Annotated in this window: 12 protein-coding genes and 1 tRNA gene; 1 reads left to right on the plus strand and 12 read right to left on the minus strand. The window is 51.7% G+C overall.

Annotated elements, in window-relative coordinates:
- Positions 1 to 3 precede the first annotated feature (3 nt).
- From PY990_RS12535 to flgM, 5 genes are all read right to left on the minus strand, one after another.
- Positions 4 to 963 carry an ABC transporter substrate-binding protein gene (locus PY990_RS12535; RefSeq protein ID WP_275271879.1) on the minus strand — a complete coding sequence of 320 codons (960 nt, stop codon included), beginning with the start codon at positions 961 to 963 and terminating at the stop codon, positions 4 to 6.
- 183 nt (positions 964 to 1,146) lie between these two features.
- Positions 1,147 to 1,662: a porin family protein gene (locus PY990_RS12540; RefSeq protein ID WP_275271880.1), complete on the minus strand. Its 516-nt coding sequence runs from the start codon at positions 1,660 to 1,662 to the stop codon at positions 1,147 to 1,149.
- Between the two features lie 121 nt (positions 1,663 to 1,783).
- On the minus strand, positions 1,784 to 2,875 hold the full coding sequence (locus PY990_RS12545) for a fatty acid desaturase family protein (protein ID WP_275271881.1): 1,092 nt from the start codon (positions 2,873 to 2,875) through the stop codon (positions 1,784 to 1,786).
- Positions 2,876 to 2,905: 30 nt separating this feature from the next.
- Complete coding sequence (locus tag PY990_RS12550) at positions 2,906 to 4,018, minus strand: ferredoxin reductase (protein WP_275271882.1); 1,113 nt, start codon at positions 4,016 to 4,018, stop codon at positions 2,906 to 2,908.
- A gap of 200 nt (positions 4,019 to 4,218) precedes the next feature.
- On the minus strand, positions 4,219 to 4,515 hold the full coding sequence (gene flgM, locus PY990_RS12555; protein ID WP_275271883.1) for a flagellar biosynthesis anti-sigma factor FlgM: 297 nt from the start codon (positions 4,513 to 4,515) through the stop codon (positions 4,219 to 4,221).
- Between the two features lie 267 nt (positions 4,516 to 4,782).
- Here flgM and PY990_RS12560 point away from each other — a divergent pair, with 267 nt between their 5' ends.
- Positions 4,783 to 5,187, plus strand: coding sequence for a BLUF domain-containing protein (locus PY990_RS12560; RefSeq protein WP_275271884.1), 405 nt, complete (start codon positions 4,783 to 4,785; stop codon positions 5,185 to 5,187).
- 47 nt (positions 5,188 to 5,234) lie between these two features.
- Here PY990_RS12560 and PY990_RS12565 read toward each other — a convergent pair.
- The 7 genes from PY990_RS12565 to ybiB all read right to left on the minus strand — a co-directional run bounded on the left by PY990_RS12565 (position 5,235) and on the right by ybiB (position 13,122).
- Positions 5,235 to 5,310, minus strand: a tRNA-Ile gene (locus PY990_RS12565).
- A gap of 19 nt (positions 5,311 to 5,329) precedes the next feature.
- Positions 5,330 to 7,786, minus strand: coding sequence for an RNA polymerase sigma factor RpoD (rpoD, locus tag PY990_RS12570; RefSeq protein WP_275271885.1), 2,457 nt, complete (start codon positions 7,784 to 7,786; stop codon positions 5,330 to 5,332).
- A gap of 274 nt (positions 7,787 to 8,060) precedes the next feature.
- Positions 8,061 to 9,953 carry a DNA primase gene (dnaG, locus tag PY990_RS12575; RefSeq protein WP_275271886.1) on the minus strand — a complete coding sequence of 631 codons (1,893 nt, stop codon included), beginning with the start codon at positions 9,951 to 9,953 and terminating at the stop codon, positions 8,061 to 8,063.
- 107 nt (positions 9,954 to 10,060) lie between these two features.
- A complete protein-coding gene (locus PY990_RS12580) occupies positions 10,061 to 10,507 on the minus strand; it encodes a GatB/YqeY domain-containing protein (RefSeq protein WP_275271887.1) in 447 nt (148 codons plus the stop codon).
- 10 nt (positions 10,508 to 10,517) lie between these two features.
- On the minus strand, positions 10,518 to 10,730 hold the full coding sequence (gene rpsU, locus PY990_RS12585; protein ID WP_105027193.1) for a 30S ribosomal protein S21: 213 nt from the start codon (positions 10,728 to 10,730) through the stop codon (positions 10,518 to 10,520).
- A gap of 177 nt (positions 10,731 to 10,907) precedes the next feature.
- On the minus strand, positions 10,908 to 12,137 hold the full coding sequence (locus PY990_RS12590; RefSeq protein WP_275271888.1) for a BaiN/RdsA family NAD(P)/FAD-dependent oxidoreductase: 1,230 nt from the start codon (positions 12,135 to 12,137) through the stop codon (positions 10,908 to 10,910).
- The gene (ybiB, locus tag PY990_RS12595; RefSeq protein ID WP_275271889.1) at positions 12,124 to 13,122 is read right to left on the minus strand and encodes a DNA-binding protein YbiB; all 999 of its coding nucleotides are present in this window, start codon (positions 13,120 to 13,122) and stop codon (positions 12,124 to 12,126) included. Before ybiB ends, PY990_RS12590 begins: the two co-directional genes overlap by 14 nt.
- Positions 13,123 to 13,136 lie beyond the last annotated feature (14 nt).

Below are 13,136 nucleotides of genomic sequence, written 5' to 3' on the forward strand. Positions count from 1 at the left end.
CCTTTATTGGAGCGACACAGCGCCAGGGTCTACTGTTTTCAAAAAGGCGGGGTAGAGAAACCCGGTGTAATTGGGTTGCGGCAAATTAATATTCACATGCCCTTCACGAAGGGCCCAACGCGCCTGCCCTTCCATTGTGCGCGGCAAAGAGCGGTTTAAACTCAAACGAAACCGATAGTCATCAAATATTTTATCCAATACGACTACTGGAATGTTCAATCGCTTGGCAGCCAAAGCCTTCACCTTCTCAGGGTGGGTTTGAATAAATCGGGTACTGTCTTTCAAGGCCCTGACCACTCGCTCAAGTTCTTGCGGTTTGTTTTTAATGACGCTCTGCATAGCGATTAAATTGAAGTTTGCTGTGTACAGCTTTGGAATGGGTACCAGCTGTACATCGTTGCCCAACTCCAAAACAATTCGAGAGGCAAATGGCTCCCAAACACACAAAGCATCCACCTTTTTACTGGCCAGGGCAGCCAGTGTGGTCTCAGGAGTTAGTGCAACCAAATTGACCGTATCAGGGTCGATGCCGTTGTAAACCAGCACCAAGTCCAACACATATTGACTTCCAGTACCTTTAACATATCCGAGTACTTTGTCACGAAGCTTGCCCGGCTCGGTAATTTCAGAATCAGTACGAGCCACCACTTTCAAGTCGTTTGAAACGCTGACAAAGCTGGTCAAAATCGCGAAATCGTTTCGTGTAAAACTGTTGAACACCACCGGCAGCTCAGTGGCAGTGGCCAGGTCAGTTTGGCCATCGAGCATATTCCTCACGCAGCGGTTGCCGCCCACGCAGTTCACAAATTCAACATTCACCCCCCGCTTTTGAAAAAACCCCTCAGCTTCTGCCACGTACAAAGGCAAAGACATCAAGTTTTCAGACACCCCAATGCGCAAAGGTGCGGCTTGGGCTAGAAAGGATGACAACAAGAAACTGAGAAAAAATGCAGTGCGAACCATTCAAACTCTCGATGACCAAAAGACCCCCATTAAGTGTAGGGGCATTGTTACATCAGAAAACTACCAAGAAGAAACACCAAAAGCCATCTCTTCTGGACATTGAATGATCAAACACTCAAGGAGTGTCGCAAGGCGTGGACAGAGGGGTGCCGCTTTACCTGTGCACCCCCGATTTACTTGAATTTAGAACGCAAAAGTGGCAGTCAAATTCAAGCCATCTGCTTCGATGTTGTCTTTGTCATACAGCATCTCGTAACCTGCTCGAATATTCACGTTGCCTGCGGTGTACATCACACCGCCGCCATAGCTTAGTGCGCCGTCGTCATCGCTGGTGTTAAAGCCAGGGCCACTGACATTCGCATCGAGAAAGCCGTAACCCAAAGTGCCGTACAGCGAGAACTGATTGTTCAAGGGCACTTTGCCCAGCAGATTGGCGCCGATGTACGAATCAACTTCTGCGCGAAAAGCACCAGAATTTTCTTCATCAACACCGGTCAACAAACGGCCTTCAACAGCCAGATTTGGGCTGAGTTCATATCCACCCACAATGCCAAGAGTGTCCACGTCAAGCTCAACACCACCAATTCGGCTGTCGGTAATACCCAGGCTGTTGTAGGTAGCGCCCAGGTAAGTGCCTTCAGCGAAGGCGGGGCTGGCTGCGGCTGCAGACAATACGGCAACAGAAATTAATTTTTTCATGGCTGACTTCCTTTGTTTGTTATCGATACTGCGCACCCCTTGGGGGGATGCACGGTACCTAACGCAGGAAATCAGCCATCGGGTTACAAAAACCAGTGATAAGCGGTAAACCGGTTATCGATCAGGCAGCCAATGGTTCCTGATTCTTGCGCTTCAAACTTGGCAGACTGTACTTGAACGCGCGGCCCACCACGGTAGAAAACTGCTTGAGCAGCGAAGCCTTGTTGTAATACTGGCCATAGCGCTTGCAAATTTCCTGCACTTCAACCGACATTTCTGCGTAACGGTGCGCAGGCACCTCGGGGAACAGGTGGTGTTCAATCTGGTGGCTCAAGTTGCCCGACATGATGTGGAACAACTTGCCGCCGGTCAGGTTCGATGAACCCTTCAACTGGCGCAAATACCAGTGTGCTTGCGATTCGCCTTCGATGATGGACTTGTCGAATACTTCTGAATCAGCTGTGAAGTGACCACAGAAAATAATCACAAAGGTCCAGTAATTGCGAATGATGTTGGCCAAAAAGTTGCCAGCCAACACGGGTAAGAAAAATGGACCAGCCAAAAGCGGGAAGAAAACATAGTCTTTCGCAATCTGGCGACCGGCTTTCTTGAATGTCGGAATGGCGCGGTCTTTGGTTTCTTTCAGGGTTTTCTCACCGCTGATTACTTTCTCAAGTTCAAGGGTTTGCAAAGCCAGCAGGTTTTCAAAGAAGGTGGCCAAAATTACCATCAGCGGTACGTTGGCCAAAAAACGGGGTTCCCATTTTTGTTCAGGGAACAGGCGCAACACGCCATAACCAATGTCATGGTCCTCTCCCAACACGTTGGTGTAAGTGTGGTGGCGGTAGTTGTGGCTGTAGCGCCAGTTGTCCGCGGTACACCAGGTGTCCCACTCGTAAGTTTGGCCCATCAGGCGCTTGTTTTGCATGAAATCGTATTGGCCATGCATCACGTTGTGGCCCAATTCCATATTTTCCAGAATTTTCGACACGCCCAAAGTCAGCGTACCCAGAATGAATGCGGGCGGAAAAATACCGGCCATTAACAGGCCGCGGCCAGCAATTTCGGTGTAGCGCACTGCTTTTTCAATTTTGGTGATGTACTTGGCGTCGCGTTCACCCACGTCGGCCAGGTGCTTCTGGCGAATCGCTTCAATCTCGGCACCAAACTGTTCCAGTTCAGCGGGGCTCAATTTGCGGTCAGCTTTTCTCATGATTTGCTCCAGTATTTTTAGGTTTTGCTTTTACAGGTCCAGTGAAACCGGGCCTTGGGCGGCGTTGATGCACAAACGCAGCGCCGTGTTGTTGGTGCCGCACACCGATTTGTTTTGCATGTTTTGCGTAGTACCTGTCAGCTTTTCGCATGAACAGGTGTTGCAAATGCCCATGCCACAACCGTGTGGGGGGTTAATACCCTGCTCTTGCAACGCTTTCAGCAGTGGCTTGTTGTTGCTCACTTCCAGAACTCGGTTGCTCTTGGTCAGGGTCACCGTGAATGTTTTCACCTCGGCGTTCTCATCAATGCTCAAGGCCATGGGGGTGAACGATTCGGCATGAAAGCTTTTGGGCGTGTCGCCCAAAATGCCACGCAGCGCGGTCATGAAACCATCGGGGCCACAGGCGTACACATCGGTTGTTTCCAGAGTACCCGCGACAGCTGCAAATTGCTCCGCACAGGGGCGACCCGCCAAATCACCTTCGGCCAAGTTGGCGCCGCTTTCCAGCAGGCGCACATATTTGAAATGTTCGTTGATTTTGGATTTCAGGTTGGTGTCAAACAACACGTCTTCCGGGTTGCGCGCCCAGCTCATCAAGGTTACGTCTGCTGGCCAACCCAGTACTTCCAATTCTTCAATCAAGCTGATCATGGGTGTAATACCACTGCCGGCGGCCAGCAGCAGCATAGTGGGGCGCTGTTGGTTCAGCATGGGCTGAGTATGTGCAAGGGTCATGTCACCAAACACATCGCCCAGTTCCACCACAGTGCCCACTTCAAGTTGGTTCACCACATAACGTGAAACAAGACCAGTTGGAGTTTGCTTGATAGTCAGGCGCACCAAGCCACTTTCAGTGGGGGCGCTGCTGAAGCTGTATGAACGCGTGTGCACCACACCATCAATCGTAATGCTCAGGTTCACGTGCTGGCCAGCCTCGAAACCTTTGAACAAAGCATTGGGGCGCAACCACAGGCTGACTGCATCCGCAGTCTCGCGATCAATACGCACCACCTCGGCCAGACAACGATCGCTTGAATGGGTGCTGCCCGCTTGCTCAAGCCAGAAGGTAACGAATTCTTGACCCAGAATTTTGGAGAGTCCGCGGACTACTTTGTTGGACAGTTGGCTGTTGGTTCTCATTGCGTTTTCCACATTAGTGAACAGATGTGCACCAATGTAACTAAAAACGCCTGTTTTTCGCAAGATATTTTGCTGAAAAAACTAGAATAAAGTGTCAGAAGAGTACAACTGTACACTTATTTTATCTATCAAATAATTGATTTTATTGATATTTTTTTATTTGATTGAAATGGTTTTTTTTAGTGAACACTTTTGAAAATTTAGCTTCCCAACAGTACTTTTTGATCATTAATCATGCGATCAGCCACGATACTGGCATCAATTTTCAAGCCACCCTCACTCAGCTGACGGCGAATCATTTCCACCTTGTCCGCATCAAATGGGGTGGTACTGTCTACCAACATGGTGCCCCGTGGCCTTGAGATCGACACCACCACGCTGGCACCATCCCGGTCTGCAGCGGTTTTCACCTCCGGCGGGCGCGAGGCGGCCAATGCGTCCGCCTTCTTGGGATCGGGCATGGTGAAGGCTATCGGGGGTTTATCGCCAGAAATCATGGTGATGCTGAAGGTTGGTTTGTTGAGACGGAAAGACAAAAAGATACTTACAACGATTCCCGATATAAATCAGGCACACAGGAAAATGATTGCAAGACTTCGGCTGACAGCATGTCGGAAAATAAAGAAGCCCGCGCCGAGTAAATCCCGACAAAGCCGGAATTGCCACCCAAATTACCCATATCCTCTATCGACGCGCGATCAAATCAACCCACTAACATGGTGAAATCAAATCGCTAACCCCCCAGCCCACCCGGAGCGCTGCTCATGATTCGTCTTCTTTATTGCAGCCAAGCCAAGTCCGATTTCAGTGAAGAAGTGCTGAAAGAAATCTTGCTGACCTCCAGAAAAAACAATAGCGCAGCTGGGATCACAGGCGTGCTGGTTCACGGAGGTGGCATGTTCATGCAAGTGCTTGAAGGGCCGGAGCAAAATGTGCTGCGCACCTACATGAAAATTCTCGACGACAAGCGGCACACTGACAGTCGACTCATTCAAATCTCTCCGATGAAAGAGCGCATGTTCGACAACTGGACCATGGGTGTTATCGAAGCGGAACCTCTGACCTTTGAACACGTGGCCAAGTTGCGAGCGCATCGCCTGGAAACATTGAATGCAGATGCATTTACGCAGGTGATACGTGAATTCAACGCCCTGCTGATCAAGGTTTGAAAACAAAAGGACTTAGGGGCTGTTCACCTCTAAGTCCTTGTTTTTACTGGTAGGGCCGGAGGGGTTCGAACCCTCGACCAAAGGATTATGAGTCCTCTGCTCTAACCGCTGAGCTACAGCCCCACTTTACCTTTCAAAAGCTTTATTCGCCTTCCAGGAAGCTTTTCAGCTTGTCTGATCGGCTGGGGTGACGCAGCTTGCGAAGTGCCTTGGCTTCAATTTGACGAATCCGCTCGCGGGTTACGTCAAACTGCTTGCCTACTTCTTCCAGCGTGTGGTCGGTGCTCATCTCAATACCGAAACGCATACGCAGCACTTTCGCCTCGCGTGGGGTCAGCGAATCGAGCACATCTTTGGTCACGAAGCGCAGGCTGCTGTATTGCGCGGCGTCTTGCGGGGCCAAGGTGTGGTTGTCTTCGATGAAATCGCCCAAGTGTGAATCGTCGTCGTCACCAATCGGTGTTTCCATCGAAATGGGTTCTTTCGCGATTTTCAGAATCTTGCGAATCTTTTCCTCGGGCATTTCCATGCGCTCGGCCAAGGTGGCAGGATCGGGCTCAATACCGGTTTCTTGCAGAATTTGACGGCTGATACGGTTCATCTTGTTGATGGTTTCGATCATGTGCACCGGGATACGAATGGTGCGTGCCTGGTCAGCAATGGAGCGGGTAATGGCCTGACGAATCCACCAAGTGGCATACGTAGAAAACTTGTAGCCACGGCGGTATTCAAACTTGTCCACCGCCTTCATCAAGCCCACGTTGCCTTCCTGGATCAAATCCAGGAATTGCAAGCCACGGTTGGTGTACTTCTTGGCAATCGAAATCACCAAACGCAAGTTGGCCTCGATCATTTCACGCTTGGCCAAACGGGCACGGTTTTCACCGGACACCATTTGTTTGTTGATCGCGCGCAAGTCATTCAAAGGCAGAGAAACCGCGTCTTGAATGGCAACCAGCTTTTGCTGCAATTCGTTGATCGCAGGAATATTACGCGCCCAGGTTTCAGCCCAAGCCGCGTTCGATGCGCTGAATGTATCTACCCATGCAGCTTCCACTTCATGACCACGGAATTTATCGAGGAACTGCTCGCGGGGCACGCCCACGCGGTTCACGGCGATGTCGTAAATTTCACGTTCAATTTTGCGAACACTGTCCACTTGCTCACGCAAAATGCTGCACAGGCGCTCAACCTGCTTGGCCGTGAAGCGAATTTTCATGAATTGTTCGGCAATCGCTTCCTTGGCTTTTTTGTAGGCCGCAGAATTGTAGCCACCATCTGCACGTGCTTTTTTCAGCTTGGCAAACTGCTTTTCAATTTCAGCAAAAACCACCAGCGAATTCTTCTTGAGTTCTTCCAGCTGACGGGCCGACATGCCGGAGGTGGTGCCACCGTCATTGCCTTCTTCTTCGTCATCGCTGTCTTCGTCGTCGCTAACCTCTTCAGGCGCTGCGGCTTCAACCATGTCATCTGTAATTGAGTCGTCAACAATGCCGTCAACCACTTCATCTACCGTCGACAAACCTTCAGCAATGCGCTGGCCCAGGCCCACCACGTCTTCGACAATGGCTGGGCACGCAGAAATGGCCTGCACCATGTCTTTCAGGCCAGCTTCAATTCGCTTGGCAATTTCAATCTCGCCCTCGCGGGTCAGCAACTCAACCGTACCCATTTCACGCATGTACATGCGAACAGGGTCGGTGGTGCGGCCAAATTCAGAATCGACGTTGCTCAACGCGGCTTCAGCTTCTTCTTCTGCGTCTTCGGCAGAAGTGCCCACGGGTGCGTTGTCGTTCATCAACAAGGCTTCAGCGTCAGGGGCCTGTTCGTAAACAGTGATACCCATGTCGTGGAAGGTGCTGACCATGGCTTCGATCACTTCGCCGTCGGTTACATCGTCAGGCAAGTGGTCGTTAATTTCAGCAAAGGTCAAGTAGCCGCGCTCTTTACCCATTTTGATCAGGGTTTTAAGCTGGTTTCGGCGTAATTCGAGTTCTTCAACCGTGGCGTTGGCCGAGCTAAGGTAAGCCGAGTTGATCAGCGCTTTGTCTTTGGCCTTGGAGCCGCGACCACGCTTGGGCATGATCACCAGGTCGGCTTTTTTGGCGTCTGAATCATCGTCTTCGGGCACGTCGTCGGAATCGAGCGATGCATCTGCACCGGAATCGATGTCCTCGTCATCCTCTTCTTCAGCCTTGGGCTTGCCAGCCTTGGGCGGGCGTCCGCGCCCCTTGGGGGCTTCAGCGGCTTGTGCAGGCGCCGCCTGTTCCACCAGCTTGGGTTTGCGACCACGCTTCTTGGGCTGTGCTTCCTCTACCGCTACAGACTCGGCAACCTTGGCCGGTTTGGCGGCCGCTTTGGCCACTGGCTTGGCTGCCTTGGCCACGGGCTCAGCGGCTGACTCAACTACTTTGGGCTTGCGGCCACGTTTGGGCTTTTCTTCGGCCACAACAGGTGCGGGTGCGGGCGCAGCGGCTTTCTTGCTCACAGGCTTTTCAGCAACAGGTGCTGTTTTCTTGGATTCTGTCTTCTTAACCACGGTGTTTACTTTCGCTTCTTTTACAGTTGCCTTTTGAGGAGAAACCTTCTTCCCTGCCATTGACGACGCTCCCTTGCGTTTGGATGCCTTAGTGGAGGATTCCTTCTCCGGCTTTTGGCCACCAGGAATCTGTGTGTGTGTATCGGTTTGCTGAGAACTCACATTTTGTGACTTCGCAGACTTGGTTTTGTGGCCGGATTTGGCTTTCTGTTCCTGTGTTTTTGAAAAAATGTTGAGTATTTTGAACATTCATTCCCTGAACAACTCAATAACAGCCACTTAGTGCGCAAATACGCACTACAAAAAGATGCAAAAGCTGCACCGTAACCCTTAATTATAACTGATTAACTCGCTTTTGTTTTAATTCTTGGAAGCGTTGCATGCATTCGTGATACCAACGGAGTTGCTCCCCCTGAGTGGGTATCTCGGCGGTTAGTCGCTCCAGCTCGGCCTTAAACCACAGCTCGCTACATTGATACACGCCAGAACGCAACTCGGTTTCAAAATCGAGGGAATCATCCAAACTGCGCGCTTCTTTCAGAACCGAGTTAACCCAATTTTGATGCACTTCGTCATTAAAGGCATGTTGAAGCCGCGCTTCAAGCAAGTTGGGGTCGTTTCTGACTTTTTCAAGCAAATGAACAAAACTGTGCACCTCGGCTGCGGGGTCTTGCTCTCGCTCGTACAGCTCAAGCAATGAATTACACAACTCCACAAGCTGGGGTGCGCGAATAACTCGCGCAGCAAGGCTTAATAACGGCGATTTTGCTGTGGGTCTGGGGCCCCAATTGTTTTGCAATGGCTCGTCGTCGAACTTTCCAAACCGTTTACCGAACTTCTTGCCGGAAAATTTGCCCTGCTGCCCGCTCAGTTGCCCATTTTGCTGCCCACCCTGAAACTGCCCCTTGTTTTTCGGTGAAAAGTAATCACCTCCGCCCTCTCGGCTTTTCAAACCCAAGTGGCGGCTAAGCTCCATGGGTGTGGCACCCAGCAAGTTGGCGAGCGCGCGCAACAACGACGACCTGTAAACAGTGGGCTGCATTTGCACAATCAAAGGCTTCAAGAATGAAATGGCAGCCGCGCTGCCTTCAATTTGCTGCAAGGGGTAGTTGCGCTCCAGGTAGCGCGCCAAAAATTCAGACAAGGAGGCGGCCTGAGCCACCATGGCCTCGAAACCATCTGGCCCTTCAGTTCGAATAAAAGAGTCAGGATCATGCTCGGCTGGCAGAAAAATGAAATCTGCCCGCTTGTTCTCGCTGACGTGTGGCAAACAAGCCTGCAAGGCTCGCCAGGCCGCCTTTTGACCAGCCCCATCGCCATCAAAGGCAAAAACCAGCCGGTCGGTTTGTTTGAATAATTTCAATACATGATCAGGCGTTACCGCTGTACCCAGCGTGGCCACTGCATTCTCAAAACCCCATTGCGCCAAAGCCACCACATCCATATAACCTTCGGTGACCAAGGCATAACCCATTTTGTGAATTGCCTGGCGCGCCTCAAACAAGCCGTACACCTCATGACCTTTAGAGAAGACCGGCGTTTCAGGGCTATTCAAGTATTTGGGTTTTTCATCGCCCAGCACTCGGCCACCAAAACCAATCACCTGCCCCTTGGCATTGCGAATCGGGAACATGATGCGGCCACGAAAGGCGTCGTATCGGCGGTTGCTGTCGCTAATCTTGGTGAGCCCGGCCAGGTCAAGCTGGGTATTGCTGGCGTAATTCTCAACGACAGCCTCCAGGTTTTGATATGCATCGGGCGCATAGCCCATGCCATAACGGGCAGCCACCTGCCCCGTCAATCCGCGATTCTTCAGGTAATCAATCGCAACCGGGCTTTTCTTCAGTTGCGCCTTGTAATAGTTGGCGGCACGTGTCAACAACTCAACCAGCTCTTCCCGCTCAGAACGCACTTCGGCAGGCACATCCATGCCTTTTTCATACGGTACATCAATGCCCAAATTGCCGGCTAAGTTCTCAACAGCCTCTGGAAACGTAAGCCCAAGGTGTTCCATGACAAACCCCACCGCATTGCCGTGCGCACCGCAGCCAAAGCAGTGATAAAACTGTTTGGACGGACTGACTGTGAACGACGGGGATTTTTCGTTGTGAAACGGGCACAAGCCCTGCAAGTTTGCCCCGGCCGCCTTTAATTGCACATAACGCCCCACCACATCGGCAATGTCGAGGCGGTAGAGTAAGTCATCAATAAAGCTTTGAGGAATCATGCAGTTTGGGTTAATTCACATGCAGAAAAATCAGAGCCGAAGGCCCGACTTCTAGAATAACAAACCCAAAGGGGAGGAAACGCGTAGTTGGTTTGGGATGGGCCTGCTTATTTGGTCAAAGCAGCCTTAACCAGCCCAGATACTTTGCTCATGTCGGCTTTTCCAGCCAACTTGGTTTTCACTGCGCCCATGACTTTACCCATGTCTTGCGGGCCAGTTGCGCCCACTGCCTGAACAATAGCCTGGATTTCGGCGACAACTTCTGCTTCGGACAATTGTGCGGGTAGGTAAGACGCCAAAACGGCAGCTTCGGCTTTTTCAACCTCGGCTGACTCTGGCCGACCACCCTGCTCAAACTGGATGGCGGCTTCGTTTCGTTGCTTGATTTGCTTTTCGATGATGGCGAGAACCGCCCCATCGTCGAGTTCGACGCGTTCGTCGACCTCTTTTTGTTTGATTGCCGCTGAGAGCATTCGAAGCGTTGTGAGCTTCGCTTGCTCACGGGCCTTCATGGCCTGCTTGATGTCTTCAAGAATTTGCGCTTTCAGTGACATACCAAACGAATCAATACATTTTCTTGGGCAACATTTGGCTGCGCAGGCGCTTGTAGTGGCGCTTTACGGCAGCAGCTTTCAGGCGCTTACGCTCAGCGGTTGGCTTTTCATAGAACTCGCGTGAACGCAGTTCAGTCAACAGACCTGTTTTTTCGATAGTGCGCTTGAAGCGACGCAGGGCAACTTCAAATGGCTCGTTTTCTTTAACGCGAACGTTTGGCATATGGCTCCAATCGGGTGTTCGTAAGTTGTTTTTCAGCTCTTTTCTGATCTTTAACCCATTGATTTCACATGTTTTTTTATGCAAAACCCAATGCGCTAGAGCAAAGAGTTACCGCCAAGAATCTGGCAAAGACCAAGATAGTACCATGCAAAAGCCGGCTTTCTCAAGGGTTTTCAACTATTTTTGGTCCAATATTGCATGGGCCGCAGTGTAGCCACTGGCCCAAGCCCACTGGAAGTTGTAGCCACCCAACCAGCCGGTTACATCCACCACCTCGCCAATAAAGTACAGGCCTGGAATTTTGCGCGATTCGAGTGTTTTGGGCTGCAAATCAGAAGTGTTGACCCCACCCCGCATTACCTCGGCTTTTTTATAGCCTTCTGTGCCACTGGGCACCAACTGCCAGGCTGCAATTCGCTGCGCCAAAGGCCCAAGTTGTTTTTTCCCCAACTCCGCCACTTTGCGGCCGGCAAGCGACTGCAATTCGGGTTTGTTCAGCCAGGCTTGCACCAAACGCTTGGGCCAGTGCGGCACTTGCGCAGCAAACCAGTTCTCAGCGTTGGCTTTTGCACCCAGCGTGGCCTGTAGCAAATCGGTTTGTAGCGCCGTTGCGTCGGTTTCCCTGCCAGAGAGGTTAAGCGTAATTGGCTTGCCGGGGTTCCAGTAAGTCGAGGCCTGCAATACCGCCGGGCCGCTTAAGCCCCGGTGGGTAAACAACAAGTCTTCATCAAACCAGGGGGCATTGGAATCGCTTCCGCGGCTATACACTGGCAGCGCCACACCAGCCAACCCTACAAAGGGCTCCCACATGCCAGAATCAAAAGTGAGCGGAACCAGTGCAGGTCGCTGATCGACCAGTGTGTGGCCAAACTGCTTGGCCAGCTTCAAACCAAAATCGGTGGCGCCAATTTTGGGCACTGGCAAGCCCCCACTGGCCACAACCACATTGCGGGCCTGTAAGACACCCGCTGTAGTGCTTAACCTGAACTGGCTACCATCATGTTCCACTGCATTCACGCTGTGAGGGCGAAACCACTTCACTTTGCCTGCATTGCATTCGGCTGCAAGCATATCGATGATGTCGTCGCTTTTGCGGTCGCAAAACAACTGGCCTTTGTGTTTTTCATGAAACGGTATGTTGTATTGCTTCACCAACGCAATGAAATTGGCTGGTGTGTACCGCGCCAGGGCGGCGCGCGCAAACCTTGGGTTTTCAGATATGAAATTGTCCTCAGACACCTTCACATTGGTGAAATTGCAACGGCCACCGCCACTGATCCGAATTTTTTCAGCCAGTTTTTCACTGTGGTCCAGCAATGCGACCCGCAAACCGCCCTGCCCGGCCTGCGCAGCGCACATTAGGCCCGCAGCGCCGGCACCGATCACAATGACATCAAACTGCTGCATGGCTTATTGCTTGGTTTGGTGCTTGGTGAACAGCCTCAATCGCATCCAGCTGACGCGCAAATCCATGCGGCATTTCCTGCGGATTGTTCAACCACATTTCAATTAAACGTGCAGTTGATTCTGCGTCAATATCGGGGTGTGGATCGGGCTGCTCGGTAAACAGGTTTTCAGGCTCTGAAATGCACCAGGTTCCGCCAGCCTTCACTCCATCCATTCGGGGGCTGCGGTAAGGGGCTGCCACTGGTTCGCCTTCATGTCCGCGCAACACCAGCGCAGTGTGGCCTGTTGCGCACAACACCTCGCGTTGCAAATTCCAGAACTCTGGATGGGTGTAACTGGTCACCAGAAGCGCATTATTGAATGCGCTTGGCACCATCAATTTGACCAAAGTGTGTGTGCAACTGCGCACACCCAGTACCTTGCGGGTTTGCAACAAGGCTTCAATACGCGGGTAAATTTGTGCCATGGGCATGTACACGGGTGCGGTGTAGGGCATGTGGACGGCATTCCAGTTTAAATGGGCAAACACTTGCGCACTGGTTACGCGCCCGGTGAAATCGCTTTGCAAACCATGTACGAGTACAGGGAAGCCGCGCTGCGCCAAAAGGCCTGCCAGCAAGGGAGTGAAGTTGGGTTTGCGCCGCGCCCCGTTGTAACTTGGGATCACAATGACCGGTTTGCCCTCGGCCCGGGATTGTGCGTTAAGCGCCTGCAGGGTGTGAAAATGAGGCGAATGACTTTCGTCAGGCCAGTGCTCAGCAATGGCTTGCAAAAAACCAATCAACTCGTCGTGGCTTTCGCCTTTGACCCGCAATGCAATGAGAACTGCGCCCAGTTCAAAATCCGACACCTCACCGCGCAAAATGGCTGAAAACAGGGTTTTCGCTTGCTCGCGGGGCAAGCCACGAGCGCCATCCTTCCCGCGACCAATTTCTTTGATGAAGGGGGCACAACAAAACTTGTCGGCTTGAGCGGAGTTGGACATAGGGTCTTGAAAAA

This window comes from Limnobacter olei (assembly GCF_029087225.1).
GTDB lineage: Bacteria > Pseudomonadota > Gammaproteobacteria > Burkholderiales > Burkholderiaceae_B > Limnobacter > Limnobacter olei.

Bases quoted from the DNA above. Each gene is read 5' to 3' on its own strand.
- PY990_RS12535 (WP_275271879.1), bottom strand. From the start codon at position 963: ATGGTTCGCACTGCATTTTTTCTCAGTTTCTTGTTGTCATCCTTTCTA.
- PY990_RS12540 (WP_275271880.1), bottom strand. From the start codon at position 1,662: ATGAAAAAATTAATTTCTGTTGCCGTATTGTCTGCAGCCGCAGCCAGC.
- PY990_RS12545 (WP_275271881.1), bottom strand. From the start codon at position 2,875: ATGAGAAAAGCTGACCGCAAATTGAGCCCCGCTGAACTGGAACAGTTT.
- PY990_RS12550 (WP_275271882.1), bottom strand. From the start codon at position 4,018: ATGAGAACCAACAGCCAACTGTCCAACAAAGTAGTCCGCGGACTCTCC.
- flgM (WP_275271883.1), bottom strand. From the start codon at position 4,515: ATGATTTCTGGCGATAAACCCCCGATAGCCTTCACCATGCCCGATCCC.
- PY990_RS12560 (WP_275271884.1), top strand. From the start codon at position 4,783: ATGATTCGTCTTCTTTATTGCAGCCAAGCCAAGTCCGATTTCAGTGAA.
- rpoD (WP_275271885.1), bottom strand. From the start codon at position 7,786: ATGGCAGGGAAGAAGGTTTCTCCTCAAAAGGCAACTGTAAAAGAAGCG.
- dnaG (WP_275271886.1), bottom strand. From the start codon at position 9,953: ATGATTCCTCAAAGCTTTATTGATGACTTACTCTACCGCCTCGACATT.
- PY990_RS12580 (WP_275271887.1), bottom strand. From the start codon at position 10,507: ATGTCACTGAAAGCGCAAATTCTTGAAGACATCAAGCAGGCCATGAAG.
- rpsU (WP_105027193.1), bottom strand. From the start codon at position 10,730: ATGCCAAACGTTCGCGTTAAAGAAAACGAGCCATTTGAAGTTGCCCTG.
- PY990_RS12590 (WP_275271888.1), bottom strand. From the start codon at position 12,137: ATGCAGCAGTTTGATGTCATTGTGATCGGTGCCGGCGCTGCGGGCCTA.
- ybiB (WP_275271889.1), bottom strand. From the start codon at position 13,122: ATGTCCAACTCCGCTCAAGCCGACAAGTTTTGTTGTGCCCCCTTCATC.